Source organism: Pseudomonas sp. GM50 (assembly GCF_000282375.1).
GTDB lineage: Bacteria > Pseudomonadota > Gammaproteobacteria > Pseudomonadales > Pseudomonadaceae > Aquipseudomonas.
Genome location: NZ_AKJK01000110.1, coordinates 1 through 15,377, shown reverse-complemented (window position 1 = coordinate 15,377; position 15,377 = coordinate 1). Strand labels below are relative to the sequence as shown.

Genomic DNA, 15,377 nt, shown 5'->3' with positions numbered 1-15,377 from the left:
CGAAAGCTGCCAATAAAAGCCTCCGCACACAGGAGTTATAAATGAAGAAGCGAGTGATGTTCGGTGCCCTGGCACTGTCGATGTTGTCCCTGACCGCCGTGGCCGAAGACGCCAAGCCGATTCGCCTCGGTATCGAAGCCGGTTACCCGCCATTTTCGATGAAAACCCCTGACGGCAAACTCACCGGTTTCGACGTGGACATCGGCGATGCGTTGTGTGAGCAGATGAAAGTGAAGTGCACCTGGGTCGAGCAAGAGTTCGATGGTTTGATCCCGGCCCTGAAGGTCAAGAAAATCGACGCGATTCTGTCGTCCATGACCATCACTGACGATCGCAAGAAGAACGTCGATTTCACCATCAAGTACTACCACACCCCGGCGCGCTTCGTGATGAAGGAAGGCACCGACGTCAAGGATCCGCTGACCGAGCTCAAAGGCAAGAAAGTCGGTGTGCTGCGCGCCAGCACCCACGACCGCTTCGCCACTGAAGTGCTGGTACCGGCCGGCATCAACCTGGTGCGTTACGGTTCCCAGCAGGAAGCCAACCTGGACATGGTCGCCGGTCGCCTAGACGCGATGCTGGCCGACTCGGTCAACCTGGACGACGGTTTCCTGAAAACCGACGCCGGTAAAGGCTTCGCCTTCGTAGGCCCGACCTATGAAGACGCCAAGTACTTCGGCGGCGGTGCCGGCATCGCGGTGCGCAAGGGCGATAAAGAGCTGGCGGACAAATTCAACACCGCTATCACCGAAATCCGCGCCAACGGCAAGTACAAGCAAGTGCAGGACAAGTACTTCAATTTTGACGTTTACGGCCATTAATACGCTGTAGAAAAAAGTGGCCACTGTTGACGCGGTGGCCACTTTTTTTATGCTCACACTATTGAGATGAGAAACCTGTGGGAGCGAGCCTGCTCGCGATGGCGTCGTGTCAGTCGACAGTAATGTTCTATGTCCGTCCGCCATCGCGAGCAGGCTCGCTCCCACAGGTGATCTTGCGGTTCACACATTCAGGAGTCCCCATGCAACGCATCGACCATCCATTGCCCTGGAGCCATCTGGGGACTGAACGCACGCTCAGCGTGTTTCGTTATGGCGCGGGTACTCGCAAGGTTTACATCCAGGCCAGCCTGCACGCTGACGAGCTGCCGGGCATGCGTACCGCCTGGGAATTGAAGAAGCGTCTGAGCGAACTCGAAACTTCAGGCCAGCTTCAGGGTGTGATCGAACTGGTGCCGGTGGCCAATCCCATCGGCCTCGATCAGCACCTGCAAGGCAGCCACATGGGCCGCTTCGAACTGGGCAGCGGCAAGAACTTCAACCGGTCGTTCGTTGAACTCAGCGCGCCGGTGGCCGAGTTGATTGGCGACCAATTGGGTGATGACGCCCAGGCCAACATCGCGTTGATCCGCCAGGCCATGGGCCAGGTGCTCGACGGTTTGCCGGCCGCGGCTTCTCAGCTGGAAGCGATGCACCGCTTGCTGTTGCGTCACGCTTGCGAGGCCGACATCACCCTTGATCTGCATTGCGATTTCGACGCGGCGATTCACCTTTACGCGTTGCCGCAGCATTGGCCGCAATGGCGCTCCCTGGCGGCTCGCTTGAAGGCCGGGGTGGCGTTGCTGTGTGAGGATTCCGGTGGCAGCTCTTTCGACGAGTCGTGTTCTACGCCGTGGTTGCGTCTGGCGCGGGCCTTTCCTGACGCGGCGATTCCGCCGGCCAATCTGGCGACAACGCTGGAGTTGGGCAGTATGGGCGATACCCGGGTCGATCAGGCCCAAGCCAATTGCGAGGCGATCCTGGGGTTCCTCGCCGAGCAGGGTTTCATCACCGGCACTTGGCCGGCCGCGCCGAGCGAATGCTGTGAAGGCATGCCGTTCGAAGGCACCGAGTACCTGTTTGCACCGCATCACGGGGTGGTCAGTTTCCTGCGTGATTCGGGTGAATGGGTGGAGCGCGGTGATGCGTTGTTTGAAGTGGTCGACCCGTTGAACGATCGCGTCACCACCGTGCGCGCGGGGACCAGCGGCATACTGTTTGCCATCGATCGCGGGCGCTACACACAACCGGGGACCTGGCAGGCGAAAGTCGCCGGACGCGAGCCGATTCGGGTTGGGAAACTGGTTAACGACTGAAGTTTTGGCAGGAAAGTCTTCAGGGGAATTCAGGGCCTCATCGCGAGCAGGCTCGCTCCCACAGTTGATCGGCGTCGACTCGGTTAAATGTGGGAGCGAGCCTGCTCGCGATGGCGGCTTCAGCAACACCTGAAATGCCCCAGCATGCTTCACAGTGTTAGGCTTTGCCCCGAATCCTGCGCTCTGTGAAGGAAGGCTTATGTTGAAGTTGCTCGCTCTGCTCACGCTCTTGGCGTCCACCGCCGTCCACGCTCAAGCCCCGCTGCACACCGATCTGCCGCTCAAGTACCTGGAGCAGGCCGACTCTGAATCCCGCAACCAGCCCTTGGTGATTTTCCTGCACGGTTACGGCAGTAACGAGCAGGACCTGTTCGACATCAAGGATGAATTGCCGCCGCAGTACAACTACCTGTCGGTGCGGGCGCCGATGACGATGGAAGAGGGCAGTTACCAGTGGTTTCGCCAGAAGGGCGAGGGCGCCTATAACGGTGAAACGGACGACCTGAAGGCCAGCGGTCAGGTGCTGCGGAATTTTGTCGCACAAGCGGCGAAGAAATATCACACCGAAGCGGACAAGGTATTCCTGGTGGGTTTCAGCCAGGGCGCGATGATGTCCTATGAGGTCGCGTTGCGTCATCCCGACGCAGTGGGTGGAATTGCGGCACTGAGCGGGCGAATTCTGCCGGTGCTCGAATCCGAGCTCAAAGCGGATGAAAAACGCCAGCAGCTGGCGATTTTCATCGGTCATGGCACCGCCGACAAACTCCTGCCCTACAACGACGGCACTGAGGCCGACAGCCTGTTGCAGCGCCTGTCACTCAAACCCGAGTTTCATGCTTATCCGGGTGTCGGTCACAGCATCAGCGCCACCGAGATGCAGGATTTGAGCGCCTGGTTGCAGCGCCTCAATCCCTGAAACGTTCGGGTTTATTTGCCGCTGACGATTTGTTTCACCAGCGTTTCGTGGCCGGTTTTGTCGTTGGGGCGGGAGATGATCTGAACGATGGCCATGCGCGTGCCGGAAGCGGCCATCAACGTGCTGTCGAGGGTCATGCCACCGCCCTGAGTGGCGGTGCTGTCGAGCTGCCGAAGGCCCAGGCCCGTGCCTTTCTGGGTCAGGCTTTTTTCGCTGGTTTTGTTGAAATCCGGCAAGGCGTTGCGTTGCTCGGTGGCAAACGCGGACACGGTGGCGTCAAGGAACTCACCGTCGTTGTCCTTGACGTTGACGCCGCCGGGGATGGTGTTTTCAGCGGCGATCACCACGGTTTTGGTGGTCTGGTTGGTGTACATCGTGCCCGTCGCCCCGGCAGTGCCGGTGGCCGCGTCGCCGGCCGGCAGCGGGTTGGCAATGAAACCCTTGGGCAGGGTGAAGGTGAACTTGCCGCCGAGCATCGAGACCTTCTGGGCCGGCGCTTTGTCGCTGGCAGTGACCTTGGCCGCCTGCGCATTCATGGCGCCCAGGCTGGCAACCGCCGTCAGCAGCAGGACAACGGCTTTTTTACTCAACAATGACATTCAAACTCTCCAGGGGATGATCCGCGCTTTGACGGTGATCATCCCATGGATTGCGATTTGTAGCAGCTGCCGCAGACTGCTGCACAGTGTGTGCTCACACCTCGAGGCGCGATATGACAATCATCGTCGCCGTCCGTCGAAACTGTTATTTCTAGCAGGTAGTCACCGTGCTGCTCTCCGGAAAGAATGCCCATGAAAACTTGTTGAATTCGACAAGTAAACAGGAGCAATTCATATGAGCGCTTCAAAATTTGGAAATCTGACGATGACAGTCACTGACGAATCTCTCCATGTAGCAGGTCGGGGGCCTAGCAACAAGAAGGTCGGGGCGGTATCTTTTTTTTATGAGAATGGCGCCAGTTGGAGCAAGTTTGGGAAGGCGTGGTGTGGAAGTTGGGAAAATAATGATCCACCGGAATTGATGCAGGTAGATATTCAGCGCAAAGACTGGCCTAAGGGTAGCGTCAAAGTTGTGGTTTGTTGGACGAGCGACGGTGTACCTCCAAATGAGTCAGCTTCTGACCTCGTAAGTGTCAGCTTTCCGTCATAGCTGTACTGAGTGCGCCCTGATGCCCGAATGTGAATTCGGGCATCTTTTTAGTGACGAGGCGTGTCGGTGGGCTAGGAGCTTATTCTCTGTGCATTCCGTGTTTTGTCATTACTCGGACTCAAAACCAGCCGTTTCGTAACCAGCAACATCCCCAGCGACACCCCGACGCCCATCACAAACCCCCACCAACCCCACGCAGGCAACGCCAACGCCAGCACCAGACAAAACGCCGCAAACGAATACATCCCCGTCGCCGTAGCCCTGAGCAACGCCGCAGTAAACGCCGGCCCGCGAGTTTGCTGGGAGAACACCGCCATCACACTGCCCAGCACCGGGAATACCGCGAGCAGACCGCTCCAGCGTTCGCCCACGGTGCTGGCCAGCAGCGTCACAGCCAACGTGAGCAGGGCGCCGGCCATCATGCGCAGCAGCAGTTTGTCGGACTTCGGCGCCGAGCCTGAAGCGATGGGCTGCACTGCGGGAAACAGGTACGGCGCGGCCAGCAAAGCGGTGGCGGCCGCGATCACCGAGAACACCAGCGACGGCGGAATCAGCGACAGCACAATTGCCGCCAGGGCCCAGACCAGCAGCGAAATCGTCAGCGCCCAAGGCCAGCTCAAGCGTTGTGCAACCTGGGCGTAGGTCACGCAGAAAGCAATCATTGCAAACATTGCCGATAACGCTGCCGTCGCTGCCTGAGCGGCGAACATCACGCCTTGCTCGATGGCGAGAAAAAACAGAATTGGCCCGACCACCACCGGCAACCCCGACAGCCAACCGGCCACGCTTGGCCCCCAGCGTTTACCGGCCAGGGAAATCAGCAACAGAAACCCCGGAATTACCAGCAGTTTGAGCATCAGCACGTACGCGTCTCCGATCGGTGTGAGCCGGCCACGTTAGCATTGCGGGCGATGGATTGCTCAGCGAGGTCTCTGCGCAAGCGCTGAGCGTCTACACCGCAATGCCCGAAACGTCTAAGCTGCGCGCTCCCACCTGTTAACGGATGATTGCGTGAAATTCAGTTTGCCCAAAGTCGGCACTGCGCCGTTTTGCCCTCCGGAAGTGGCCGGCACTGTGGCCGTTGACCCGAGTGCATCCTTCTTCAAACGCGTCCTGCGCTTTGCCGGCCCCGGTTTGCTGGTGTCCATCGGCTACATGGACCCGGGCAACTGGGCCACGGCCATCGAAGCCGGTTCGCGGTTCGGCTACAGCCTGTTGTTCGTGGTGTTGCTGGCGAGCCTGGCGGGAATGGTGGTGCAGTGTTTGTGTTCGCGTCTGGGTATCGCCACCGGGCGTGACCTGGCGCAACTGTGCAGGCAGCGCTACAGCACGCGGACGGCACGGACCCAGTGGCTGCTGGCGGAAGTTTCGATCATCGCCACCGACCTGGCCGAAGTGCTCGGCTGTGCGCTGGCGTTCCACTTGCTGCTGGGTTGTTCGCTGACGTTTGGCATCGCACTCACGGCATTCGACACGCTGCTGGTGTTGGCGCTGCAAAACCGCGGTTTTCGTCGGCTGGAGGCAATCATGCTGGTGCTGGTGGGCACCATCGGCGCGTGTTTCTTTGTCGAACTGTGGCTGATCAAACCCTTCTGGCCAGACGTCGCTCGCGGTTTTACACCGTCACTTTCAGCCATCGGCGATGCTGCGCCGTTGTACCTGGCCATTGGCATACTCGGGGCCACGGTGATGCCCCATAACTTGTACCTGCACACCTCAATTGTGCAGACCCGGATGATCGGCAAGGACCTGGCCAGCAAGCAGGACGCGGTGAAACTGGCGCGCATCGACACCATCGGCTCTCTGGCCTTGGCGCTGCTGGTCAACGCGGCGATCCTGATTCTCGCGTCGGCGGCCTTCCACAAGACCGGGCACACCGACGTGGTGGACATTCAGGATGCCTATCACTTGCTCGATCCATTGGTGGGCGGCGCGTTGGCCAGTGTGCTGTTCGGCGTGGCGTTGCTGGCATCAGGGCAGAGTTCGACCTTCACCGGCACCATTGCGGGCCAGGTGATCATGGAGGGCTATCTGAACTTGCGGCTGCCCTGCTGGCAACGGCGGTTGATCACTCGTGGGCTGGCGCTGATCCCGGCGTTCATCGGTGTCTGGCTGATGGGCGATGGGGCGATTGGCAAACTGCTGGTGTTGAGTCAGGTGGTGCTCAGCCTGCAACTGCCATTCGCGTTGTATCCGTTGATTCGCATGACCAACGATCAGAAGCTCATGGGGCCGTTTGTGAATCGACTGCCGACGCGGGTGCTGGCGTGGGGGTTGTTTGTCGTGATCAGCACGGCCAACAGCTGGTTGATTCTGCAGTTTGTGGTCTGACTCGGGAGGGAGGTTGCCTGAGTGGACCTCATCGCGAGCAGGCTCGCTCTCACAGTTGATCTGCGGTGAACACCAGACCTGAGTGGCCCCCAATCCAATGTGAGCGAGCCTGCTCGCGATGAACGATTACGCGGTTAGCGCTCAAACGCCTCGACCAGATAATCGATAAACACCCGGGTCTTGGCCGGCATCAACGTGCGGCTCGGGTAATACAACGAGATTGGGCCCGCGTCGGCATGCCAGTCAGGCAACAAGCGCACCAGTTCACCGCGCTGGATATTGGCGACGACATCGGGCAACACCAGCAATGTCACACCGAGGCCGAGCAGGGCCGCTTCGCGCATGGCGGCCGGGTCATTGAGCACGATGTTTTCGCTCAGCTCGGCACTTGCTTCATTGCCCGCGCCATCGCGCATGACCCAATGACGCAGCCGCCCAGTACGGACGCCGCGCATCACAATCCCGTTGTATCGAGCCAGGTCCGCCGGGCTGTCGGGCGAGGTGCGTCCGGCCATGTACGCCGGTGAGGCCACTGCCACCACATGCGCCGCCGCCAACGTCCGCGAGACGACCCCGGGCGTCAATTCGAAACCACCGCCGATGGCCGCGTCATAGCCTTCGGCAATCAGATCCACCTGGCGGTTTTCGAAGTGCCATTCGGGGCGAATCAGCGGGTAGCGCGCCAGAAAATCCGGTAACAACGGCAACACATGGCCGATGCCAAAAGTCGGCGCCAGGCTGACTTTGAGCACGCCCGCCGGCTCCCCGCGATCACTGGACACCGCACTGATCGCCGCCTGCAGCCCTTGCAGATTGCCGCTGATACTCGCCAGAAAACGCTCCCCGGCTTCGGTCAGCGACAACTTGCGGGTCGAGCGCTGGAATAGCCGCACTCCGATGTTGCGTTCGAGCATTGCCACGTTGCGGCTGACGGCGGCGGGTGTCAGTGCAAGCAACCGCGCGGCGGCGGAGAAGCTGCCGGTTTCGGCGCTGCGCACGAAAGATTCGAGGTTGGCGAGGGTTTCCATTTCGGACACCTGATAGTAATGCTTGAAGATAATTCAAGTTATTACCGTCTAATCAAGTCGTAATGGCAAGTGCAGTATTCACTCCATCAACCCACCACGGAGTGAACACCATGAGCACAATCGGAATCATCGGCGCCGGCGCCATCGGCACAGCCTTCGCCAAAGCACTGTCCCGTCAGGGCATCGAAGTCGTCATCGCCAACAGCCGTGGCCCGCAAACCCTGACCGCGCTGGTAGAAGAACTCGGGCCGACAGCGCGGGCCGGCACCCGTGAAGAAGCGGCGGCTCAACCGATCGTTTTGGTCGCGGTGAATTGGTCGAAGTTACCGACGGCACTGGCCGGGCTGCCAGATTTCGGCGGGCGAATTGTGATCGATGCGAACAATTCGATCGAGGTGCCATCGTTCCAGGCGGTGGATTTGCAGGGGCGTCCGTCCAGCGAAGTGTTTGCCGAATGGGTGCCCGGTGCGCGGGTCGTCAAAGCGTTCAATCACCTACAGGCGCATCTGCTTGAGAGCGATCCGAAAGCGGAGGGGGGCCAGCGAGTGCTGTTTCTCTCCGGTGATGATGCCGAAGCCAAGGCACAGGTGGCAGTGCTGATTGAGCGGTTGGGGTTCTTCGGAATCGATCTGGGCGAACTGAGTGTCGGGGCGCGGCTGGTACAGTTTCCGGGCGGACCGTTGCCAGTCTTGAACCTTGTGAAATTTGCCTGAGGGCCATAGACCATAACCTGTAGGAGCGAGGCTTGCCCGCGAAGAACGATGACGCAGTTTATCTGTTGCACCGAGTTATCGTTCTTCGCGGGCAAGCCTCGCTCCTACAAGGATGTGATTAGCGCTCGACCGCCAGTGCTACGCCTTGGCCGCCGCCGATGCATAACGTCGCCAGACCTTTCTTGGCATCGCGCTTGATCATTTCATGCAGCAAGGTCACCAGCACCCGGCAACCTGACGCACCGATTGGGTGGCCCAGGGCAATGGCGCCGCCGTTGACGTTGACCTTGTTCAAGTCCCATTCCAGGTCCTTGGCCACGGCCAGAGCTTGAGCGGCGAAGGCTTCGTTGGCTTCGATCAGGTCCAGTTGATCGATGGACCAACCGGCCTTGTCCAGGCAGCGGCGAGTGGCCGACACCGGGCCGATGCCCATGATTGCCGGGTCGACGCCCGCGTTGGCATAAGCGGCGATTTTCGCCAGCACTGGCAGGCCGAGGGCCTTGGCTTTTTCGGCGCTCATCAGAATCACCGCAGCGGCGCCGTCGTTCAGCGAAGAAGCGTTGCCGGCAGTCACCGAGCCGTCCTTCTTGAAGGCCGCTTTCAGTTTGCCCAGGGAATCGGCGGTGGTGCCGGCTCGAGGCTGTTCATCGGTGGCGAAGGACAGCGGATCGCCCTTGCGCTGCGGGATCAGGATCGGTGTGATTTCATCAACGAAACGTCCGGCCTCGATGGCGGCCACGGCTTTCTGCTGCGAGGCGGCAGCGAAGGCGTCCTGTTGCTCGCGGGTCAGGTTGTACTTCTCGGCCAGATTCTCGGCGGTGATGCCCATGTGATAATCGTTGAACGCATCCCACAGCCCATCGCTGATCATCGTGTCGACGATCTGTGCGTGACCCATGCGCAAACCGGTGCGGGCACCGGGCATGACGTAGTTGGCCAGGCTCATGTTTTCCTGGCCGCCGGCGATGATCACTTCGGCATCGCCGCAGCGAATCGCCTGAGCCGCCAGATGCAGTGCTTTCAGACCCGAGCCGCAGACCTTGTTCAAGGTCATGGCCGGCACGGCGAAGGGCAGGCCGGCCTTGATCGCGGCCTGACGCGCAGGGTTCTGGCCGGCGCCGGCGGTCAATACCTGGCCCATGATCACTTCATCGACCTGCGCCGGGTCCAGCCCGGTTTGCGCCAGCAACTGGCGGATTACCGCAGCACCGAGATCAACCGCGGACACATTGGCCAACGAGCCCTGGAAGCTGCCGATGGCAGTGCGAGTGGCGGCAACAATCACGACTTCTTGCATGGAAAAATTCCTCACTGGGCAGCGAACTGCATTTCCGGGACGTGGTCTGGCACGATCAGTTTACCAGCGGTCTTGGCGACGATTTCCTCGACGCTGACGCCCGGCGCGCGCTCTTTGAGAATGAACGCACCGTCCTTGATTTCCAGGTAGGCCAGGTCGGTCAGCACGCGTTTGATGCAACCGGCGCCGGTCAGCGGCAGACTGCAACGCGACAGCAGTTTCGACTCGCCGTCCTTGGAAGCGTGGGTCATGGTGACAATGATGTTGTCCGCACCGGCCACCAGGTCCATCGCGCCGCCCATGCCCTTGACCAGTTTGCCGGGGATCATCCAGGAGGCGATGTTGCCTTCGACGTCCACTTCGAACGCACCCAGCACGGTCAGGTCGATGTGGCCACCGCGAATCATCGCGAACGATTCGGCGGACGAGAAAATCGACGCGCCGATACGCGCGGTCACGGTTTGCTTGCCGGCGTTGATCATGTCGGCGTCGACTTCGGCGTCGGTCGGAAAGGCGCCCATGCCGAGCAGGCCGTTTTCCGATTGCAGCATGACTTCCATGCTTTCAGGGATGTAGTTGGCGACCAGGGTCGGAATGCCGATGCCGAGGTTCACGTAGTAGCCGTCCTGCATTTCGCGGGCGACGCGTTGAGCCATTTGTTCGCGGGAAAGTGCCATTGTTGTTATTCCTTCATTCGGTCCGGGGGCAGGGGATCACTTACGCACGGTGCGCTGTTCGATGCGCTTCTCGAACGTGCCGCAAATGACCCGGTCGACGTAGATGCCAGGGGTGTGGATCTGCGACGGGTCCAGCTCGCCGGGTTCGACGATTTCTTCGACTTCGACCACGGTGATCTTGCCGGCAGTGGCGGCCAGCGGGTTGAAGTTCTGGGCGGTGTGGCGATAGACCACGTTACCGAAATGGTCGGCTTTCCAGCCTTTGACGATGGCGAAGTCACCGGTGATGGATTCTTCCATCAGGTACTGGCGGCCCTTGAATTCGCGGACTTCCTTGCCGTCGGCCACCGGAGTGCCGACGCCAGTGGCGGTGAAGAACGCCGGGATGCCGGCACCGCCTGCGCGCATTTTCTCGGCGAGGGTGCCTTGAGGGGTCAGGACGACTTCGATTTCGCCGCTCAGCAGCTGCTTTTCGAACAGCGCGTTTTCGCCGACGTAGGAGGCCACCACCTTGCGGATCTGCCGGTCCACCAGCAGCACACCGAGGCCGAAACCGTCGACGCCGCAGTTGTTGGAGACCACGGTGAGATCACGCGTGCCTCGGTGCTGGATCTCGGCGATGAGGTTTTCCGGAATCCCGCACAGGCCGAAGCCGCCGGAGATCACGGTCATGCCGTCTTCAAGACCTGCCATCGCTTCCTCGTAGGAATACACGCGCTTGTCGAACCCTGCCATATGCACCTCTTTTATTCTTTGTGGGCGGCTGGCTAGCCGGATGGGGAGGGAGTGTCTCGCTGGAGGATTTATTTGTTAAGTTGATTTTTAAGGTTGATTGATAGATAAAACTCACCAATCGGTAGGAGCTGCCGCAGGCTGCGATCTTTTGCTCTTCAGCATCTTCAAGGGCGCCGAAAATCAAAAGATCGCAGCCTTCGGCAGCTCCTACATTGGATGTGCTTACCGTTGGAGACCGTGGCCATGACCGTCAAACAGATCCGCGCATTCCTGGCCGTGGCCCAGAGTTTGAGTTTTGCCGTGGCGTGCGAGCGGCTGCACCTGTCCCAGTCGGCGTTGAGCCTGACCATCAAGGCGCTGGAGGAGGGTTTGGGCGGGCGCTTGTTCACGCGCAATACCCGCAACGTCGCACTGACCGCCGAAGGCGAATCGCTGCTGCCACTGGCTCGTCGATTGATTGCGGACTGGGACAATGCCGAGGATGAACTGCGCCAACGCTTCACCCTCCAGCGCGGTCGCGTGACCCTGGCGGCAATGCCGTCGTTTGCTGGCAACCTGCTGCCGCCGATCCTCAAGACCTTTCGCGCGCGCTACCCCAAGGTCAACGTCACGGTGAACGACGTGATCAACGAGCAAGTGCTGGAAATGGTTCGCGACCGTCAGGTGGAATTGGGCGTGGCGTTTGAACCGACCCAGAGTTCGTCGCTGGAATTTACCCCGTTGTACATCGATCGGTTTGTGGCGGTGGTGCCCCTCGATTCACCGCTGGCGGAGCTGGCCGACATCGATTGGCAGACCTTGCTCAAGGAACCGTTCATTACCTTGCAGCGACCATCGACGGTGCGGGTGATGCTCGAAGAGCACTTGCAGGCGCGGGGCATGAAGTTGCCGGTGGAATTTGAAAGCCATCAATTGGCAACGGTCGGGCGGATGGTGGCCAGCGGATTGGGCGTCAGTGCGGTGCCGGCGTTGTGCGCCGGGCAGATGCGCGAGCTGGGCGCCCGTTGCATTACCCTGCGCGACCCGGTGGTGGAACGGGCGATCGGGGTGCTGACGACAGGGCATGAACTGTCGGCGGCGGCGCAGGCGTTGTTCGATATTCTCAAGGCTGAAAACCTTGGCGAGCGCCTCTCCATGCACTGAACACAGTCCCCTGTGGCTTTTGTGGCGAGGGGGCTTGCCTCCGTTCGACTGCGAAGCAGTCGTAAAACCAGTCACCGCTTTCTAATTCAAGATCGCAGACACTGGTTTCAGGGGTGCTTCGCGCCCCAACGGGGGCAAGCCCCCTCGCCACAAAAGCCCGCTCCCACAGGATCCGGTTTCGTCAGTTGCATCCAGGCAACCCAGCCTGCCCTTATTTACGCGCCTCCAATATCAGGTTGAACGGCGTTTCCGTGGCCCGCCGGAACTGGGTGAATCCCGCTTCGGTGAAGACCTTGCGCAACCGTGCCTCGCCCGCCTGGGCGCCGAGCCCGAGGCCGACTTCCTGGGACAGTGAGTTGGGCGTGCAGATAAAGGTCGAGGCCGCGTAGAACAGTCGTCCCACCGGAGTGGTGTTGGCGTCGAGCGTGTCGTTGGCGAAGGGCTCTACCAGCAGCACCGAGCCGTCGGGTTTGAGCGATTCATAGGCATGCTTTGCGGCGCCTACCGGGTCACCCATATCGTGCAAACAGTCGAAGTAGCAGACCAAGTCATAGTCGTCGCCCGGATAACTCTTGGCGGTGCCCTGGAAGAACCGTGCCCGGCCGGACACGCCACCTTCTTCGGCGCGCTGGGTGGCGACGGTGACCGAAGGCGCGTGGTAATCGAAACCGACGAACCGTGAATTCGGAAACGCCTGGGCCATGATCACGGTCGAGGCGCCGTGGCCGCAGCCGATGTCCGCCACCTTGGCGCCGGCCTCCAGTTTGGCGACCACTCCATCAAGGGCCGGCAGCCATTCGCTGACCAGGTGCGCCTTGTACCCAGGGCGGAAAAACCGCTCGGTGCCGCTGAACATGCACGGATGGTGATCGCCCCAGGGCAGGGCGCCGTTGCCGCGCATGGCATTGACCAGTTTGTCCTTGTCATGGAAGAACGACGCGACCACTCCGATACCGCCGGCCACATAGACCGGTGAGTCTTCGATCGCCAGCGCCAGGGCTTGCTCTTCGGGCAGGCGGAACTGACCGTCGCGGTGTTCCATGTAACCAGAGGCGGCGTGGGCGCTGAGCCATTCACGCAGCAGGCGGGTGTTGCAGCCGGTCTTTTCGGCGAGTGCTTCGGGGGTGACTGGCTGACTGTCGGCCATGGCCCGGTACAGACCGAGCTCTTCGCCGAGGATGACGTTGGCGAGCATCGCCGCGCCGCCCATGTCGCTTACCAGTTTGCCCATGAAATCATTGAGTCTGGCCTCGTCCATCATGTGTGCTCCTTCAGCAGGATCACGGTCCAGAGGCATTGTTTGTCGAGGCATGCACCTTTGGGCGGTGATCGTGGGAATGAACAGGACGATAACCGCGTCCTGGCTCCCCTACGGGGGTAATCAATAAGTCTAGTTGGTGTATCCCACTGTATCTGACTGCCTGTCCGATACAGTGGCCTGAGAAGAGCGGCGTTGGTGAACACACACCCGACACACCACGGCGCTTGACTGGGCCTGCCGGCCGGCACTGAGTTTTCAGACACTGGAGACCGGATCCCAGGATGAGATCGACACCATGCACACTCCCCTCACATCAGCGCAGGCGACCATCGGGCTAGGCTTGCGTCGCGGTTTAATGAAGGACCTTCAAGCCGCCCCACCGGGCGCTTTCGACTTCCTGGAAGTCGCGCCGGAAAACTGGATCGGCATCGGTGGCGCTCACGGCGCGGCGTTTCGCGCCCTGGCCGAGCGTTATCCGTTGTCCTGTCACGGCTTGTCCTTGTCGTTGGGCGGGCCGACGCCGCTGGACGTCGGGTTCCTGCAGGAAGTGCGGGTTTTCCTCGATCACCACAAGGTGCCGCTGTACAGCGAACACTTGAGCTACTGCAGCGATGACGGGCATCTTTACGATCTGCTGCCGTTGCCGTTTACCGAAGAAGCGGTGCACCACGTTGCTGCCCGAATTCGCCAGTCACAGGACATCCTCGGTCGGCGCCTGGCCGTGGAAAACGTCTCCTACTACGCCGCGCCGCAGCAGGACATGGACGAACTGACGTTCACCAACGCGGTGCTGCGCGAAGCCGATTGCGACCTGCTGCTGGACGTCAACAATGTCTACGTCAACTCGATCAATCACGGCTTCGATCCGCAGATGTTTCTGGCGGGCATCGACATGGGGAGGGTGGTCGCCATGCATGTGGCGGGGCATTTCGATGAGTCCGACACACTGAAGATCGACACCCATGGCGCCTCGGTCAAACCGGTGGTCTGGTCGTTGCTGGCCGAGGCGTATGCGCGGTTCGGTGTGCAGCCGACGCTGCTTGAGCGGGATTTCAACTTTCCGGCGTTCTCTGAGTTGATGAGCGAATTACAGACCATTCGCCGCCTGCAAGGTGAGGGGGTGAACCATGGATAAGCCGACGCTGTATCAGCAGCAAGACACATTGACCCGTTACCTGCGCGACCCCGACCGCTGTGCGCCGCCCACCGGGATGGACGTGGCACGGGCACAGGTTTATCGCGACCTGGTGTTCTCGAATCTATCGTCGTTGCTCAGCGGGACTTTTCCGGTGCTGGTGAAGATATTGGGTGACGGTGAGTGGCGTTCTCTGGTGCGGATCTTCCTGCGGGACTATCGCGCTCATACGCCGAAATTCGGCGAGATCGCCCAGGAGTTTGTCGAGTTTCTCGCCTCTGAGCCGCTGGCGCTGAGCGATGGATCGTGGCCGCCGTTCATGGTCGAGCTGGCGCATTACGAGTGGGTCGAGATGGCGCTGCAACAATCCGACGCCGAGCCGTTGCCGGCCAGCGATGCCGGGTTGCTGCTGGATCGACCATTGCTGGTTTCACCACTGGCCTGGCCGTTGGCGTATGCCTGGCCGGTGCAGTTGGTGGGGCCGGATTACCGGCCGGACTCACCGCCGGCTCAGCCGACATTGCTGTTGGTTCGTCGGTCCGAGGACTGGAATGTGCGCTTCTCCGAACTGAGCCCTTTGGCGTGGCGGTTATTGCAGCGGATCGGGGAATTTCCTCGGCTCGATGGTCGGGCGCAGCTGAAAGGGTTGGCGGTGGAGGCGGGGATGGTTGGGGCGTCGGAATTCATGGACAGTGGGTTGGCGTTGTTGCAGCAGATGCACGGGGAAGGGGTGATCGGCATAGTCGCCTGACCGCACGCAATCTCCCAAACACCCAATATCCCTGTGGGGGCTTGCCCGCGATGGCGGAGTGTCAGCCAACATCAATATCGGATGTGCTGGCCTCATCGCGAGCAGGC

At 60.6% G+C, this 15,377-nt stretch carries 16 protein-coding genes; 9 read left to right on the top strand and 7 right to left on the bottom strand.

What is annotated here, in order from left to right; translation table 11 throughout:
• The first annotated feature begins 41 nt into the window (after window positions 1-41).
• The 3 genes from PMI30_RS04425 to PMI30_RS04435 all read left to right on the top strand — a co-directional run bounded on the left by PMI30_RS04425 (window position 42) and on the right by PMI30_RS04435 (window position 3,050).
• On the top strand, window positions 42-821 hold the full coding sequence (locus PMI30_RS04425; protein ID WP_008013776.1) for an ABC transporter substrate-binding protein: 780 nt from the start codon (window positions 42-44) through the stop codon (window positions 819-821).
• Between the two features lie 200 nt (window positions 822-1,021).
• Window positions 1,022-2,134 carry a succinylglutamate desuccinylase/aspartoacylase family protein gene (locus PMI30_RS04430; RefSeq protein ID WP_008013774.1) on the top strand — a complete coding sequence of 371 codons (1,113 nt, stop codon included), beginning with the start codon at window positions 1,022-1,024 and terminating at the stop codon, window positions 2,132-2,134.
• A gap of 199 nt (window positions 2,135-2,333) precedes the next feature.
• The gene (locus PMI30_RS04435; RefSeq protein WP_008013773.1) at window positions 2,334-3,050 is read left to right on the top strand and encodes an alpha/beta hydrolase; all 717 of its coding nucleotides are present in this window, start codon (window positions 2,334-2,336) and stop codon (window positions 3,048-3,050) included.
• 11 nt (window positions 3,051-3,061) lie between these two features.
• On the opposite strand, the gene PMI30_RS04440 is transcribed toward PMI30_RS04435, so the two are convergent.
• Window positions 3,062-3,649: a hypothetical protein gene (locus PMI30_RS04440; RefSeq protein WP_008013771.1), complete on the bottom strand. Its 588-nt coding sequence runs from the start codon at window positions 3,647-3,649 to the stop codon at window positions 3,062-3,064.
• A gap of 235 nt (window positions 3,650-3,884) precedes the next feature.
• On the opposite strand from PMI30_RS04440, the gene PMI30_RS31850 reads away from it, so the two are divergent.
• Window positions 3,885-4,199, top strand: coding sequence for a hypothetical protein (locus PMI30_RS31850; protein WP_008013769.1), 315 nt, complete (start codon window positions 3,885-3,887; stop codon window positions 4,197-4,199).
• Between the two features lie 71 nt (window positions 4,200-4,270).
• On the opposite strand, the gene PMI30_RS04445 is transcribed toward PMI30_RS31850, so the two are convergent.
• Window positions 4,271-5,062 carry a hypothetical protein gene (locus PMI30_RS04445; RefSeq protein WP_008013768.1) on the bottom strand — a complete coding sequence of 264 codons (792 nt, stop codon included), beginning with the start codon at window positions 5,060-5,062 and terminating at the stop codon, window positions 4,271-4,273.
• Between the two features lie 148 nt (window positions 5,063-5,210).
• On the opposite strand from PMI30_RS04445, the gene PMI30_RS04450 reads away from it, so the two are divergent.
• The gene (locus tag PMI30_RS04450; RefSeq protein ID WP_008013766.1) at window positions 5,211-6,530 is read left to right on the top strand and encodes an Nramp family divalent metal transporter; all 1,320 of its coding nucleotides are present in this window, start codon (window positions 5,211-5,213) and stop codon (window positions 6,528-6,530) included.
• 134 nt (window positions 6,531-6,664) lie between these two features.
• On the opposite strand, the gene PMI30_RS04455 is transcribed toward PMI30_RS04450, so the two are convergent.
• On the bottom strand, window positions 6,665-7,558 hold the full coding sequence (locus tag PMI30_RS04455) for a LysR family transcriptional regulator (RefSeq protein WP_008013764.1): 894 nt from the start codon (window positions 7,556-7,558) through the stop codon (window positions 6,665-6,667).
• A 110-nt stretch (window positions 7,559-7,668) separates the two neighbouring features.
• Here PMI30_RS04455 and PMI30_RS04460 point away from each other — a divergent pair, with 110 nt between their 5' ends.
• Window positions 7,669-8,271 carry an NADPH-dependent F420 reductase gene (locus tag PMI30_RS04460; protein ID WP_008013762.1) on the top strand — a complete coding sequence of 201 codons (603 nt, stop codon included), beginning with the start codon at window positions 7,669-7,671 and terminating at the stop codon, window positions 8,269-8,271.
• Window positions 8,272-8,389: 118 nt separating this feature from the next.
• Here the strand turns inward: PMI30_RS04460 and PMI30_RS04465 are convergent, their stop codons facing one another.
• Genes PMI30_RS04465 through PMI30_RS04475 form a run of 3 tightly spaced genes read right to left on the bottom strand, consistent with a single transcriptional unit; the run spans window position 8,390 to window position 10,980 of the window.
• On the bottom strand, window positions 8,390-9,568 hold the full coding sequence (locus tag PMI30_RS04465; RefSeq protein WP_008013760.1) for an acetyl-CoA C-acetyltransferase: 1,179 nt from the start codon (window positions 9,566-9,568) through the stop codon (window positions 8,390-8,392).
• 11 nt (window positions 9,569-9,579) lie between these two features.
• Window positions 9,580-10,245 (bottom strand): CoA transferase subunit B, encoded by a 666-nt coding sequence (locus PMI30_RS04470; RefSeq protein ID WP_008013758.1) that lies wholly within the window; start codon window positions 10,243-10,245, stop codon window positions 9,580-9,582.
• Between the two features lie 36 nt (window positions 10,246-10,281).
• The gene (locus tag PMI30_RS04475) at window positions 10,282-10,980 is read right to left on the bottom strand and encodes a CoA transferase subunit A (protein ID WP_007896014.1); all 699 of its coding nucleotides are present in this window, start codon (window positions 10,978-10,980) and stop codon (window positions 10,282-10,284) included.
• 243 nt (window positions 10,981-11,223) lie between these two features.
• On the opposite strand from PMI30_RS04475, the gene PMI30_RS04480 reads away from it, so the two are divergent.
• The gene (locus tag PMI30_RS04480) at window positions 11,224-12,123 is read left to right on the top strand and encodes a LysR family transcriptional regulator (RefSeq protein ID WP_008013755.1); all 900 of its coding nucleotides are present in this window, start codon (window positions 11,224-11,226) and stop codon (window positions 12,121-12,123) included.
• Window positions 12,124-12,334: 211 nt separating this feature from the next.
• On the opposite strand, the gene PMI30_RS04485 is transcribed toward PMI30_RS04480, so the two are convergent.
• The gene (locus PMI30_RS04485) at window positions 12,335-13,381 is read right to left on the bottom strand and encodes a class I SAM-dependent methyltransferase (protein WP_032836179.1); all 1,047 of its coding nucleotides are present in this window, start codon (window positions 13,379-13,381) and stop codon (window positions 12,335-12,337) included.
• A 298-nt stretch (window positions 13,382-13,679) separates the two neighbouring features.
• Here PMI30_RS04485 and PMI30_RS04490 point away from each other — a divergent pair, with 298 nt between their 5' ends.
• Window positions 13,680-14,519, top strand: a complete 840-nt coding sequence (locus tag PMI30_RS04490) for an HvfB family MNIO-type RiPP peptide maturase (protein ID WP_008013750.1) — start codon at window positions 13,680-13,682, stop codon at window positions 14,517-14,519.
• Window positions 14,512-15,270 (top strand): HvfC family RiPP maturation protein, encoded by a 759-nt coding sequence (locus tag PMI30_RS04495; protein WP_008013747.1) that lies wholly within the window; start codon window positions 14,512-14,514, stop codon window positions 15,268-15,270. The genes PMI30_RS04490 and PMI30_RS04495 overlap by 8 nt, the downstream gene beginning before the upstream one ends.
• Window positions 15,271-15,377 lie beyond the last annotated feature (107 nt).

What these genes read in the sequence shown, in the direction of transcription:
- PMI30_RS04425 (WP_008013776.1), top strand. Translation starts at nt 42, where the DNA reads ATGAAGAAGCGAGTGATGTTCGGTGCCCTGGCACTGTCGATGTTGTCC.
- PMI30_RS04430 (WP_008013774.1), top strand. Translation starts at nt 1,022, where the DNA reads ATGCAACGCATCGACCATCCATTGCCCTGGAGCCATCTGGGGACTGAA.
- PMI30_RS04435 (WP_008013773.1), top strand. Translation starts at nt 2,334, where the DNA reads ATGTTGAAGTTGCTCGCTCTGCTCACGCTCTTGGCGTCCACCGCCGTC.
- PMI30_RS04440 (WP_008013771.1), bottom strand. Translation starts at nt 3,649, where the DNA reads ATGTCATTGTTGAGTAAAAAAGCCGTTGTCCTGCTGCTGACGGCGGTT.
- PMI30_RS31850 (WP_008013769.1), top strand. Translation starts at nt 3,885, where the DNA reads ATGAGCGCTTCAAAATTTGGAAATCTGACGATGACAGTCACTGACGAA.
- PMI30_RS04455 (WP_008013764.1), bottom strand. Translation starts at nt 7,558, where the DNA reads ATGGAAACCCTCGCCAACCTCGAATCTTTCGTGCGCAGCGCCGAAACC.
- PMI30_RS04460 (WP_008013762.1), top strand. Translation starts at nt 7,669, where the DNA reads ATGAGCACAATCGGAATCATCGGCGCCGGCGCCATCGGCACAGCCTTC.
- PMI30_RS04465 (WP_008013760.1), bottom strand. Translation starts at nt 9,568, where the DNA reads ATGCAAGAAGTCGTGATTGTTGCCGCCACTCGCACTGCCATCGGCAGC.
- PMI30_RS04470 (WP_008013758.1), bottom strand. Translation starts at nt 10,245, where the DNA reads ATGGCACTTTCCCGCGAACAAATGGCTCAACGCGTCGCCCGCGAAATG.
- PMI30_RS04475 (WP_007896014.1), bottom strand. Translation starts at nt 10,980, where the DNA reads ATGGCAGGGTTCGACAAGCGCGTGTATTCCTACGAGGAAGCGATGGCA.
- PMI30_RS04480 (WP_008013755.1), top strand. Translation starts at nt 11,224, where the DNA reads ATGACCGTCAAACAGATCCGCGCATTCCTGGCCGTGGCCCAGAGTTTG.
- PMI30_RS04485 (WP_032836179.1), bottom strand. Translation starts at nt 13,381, where the DNA reads ATGGACGAGGCCAGACTCAATGATTTCATGGGCAAACTGGTAAGCGAC.
- PMI30_RS04490 (WP_008013750.1), top strand. Translation starts at nt 13,680, where the DNA reads ATGCACACTCCCCTCACATCAGCGCAGGCGACCATCGGGCTAGGCTTG.
- PMI30_RS04495 (WP_008013747.1), top strand. Translation starts at nt 14,512, where the DNA reads ATGGATAAGCCGACGCTGTATCAGCAGCAAGACACATTGACCCGTTAC.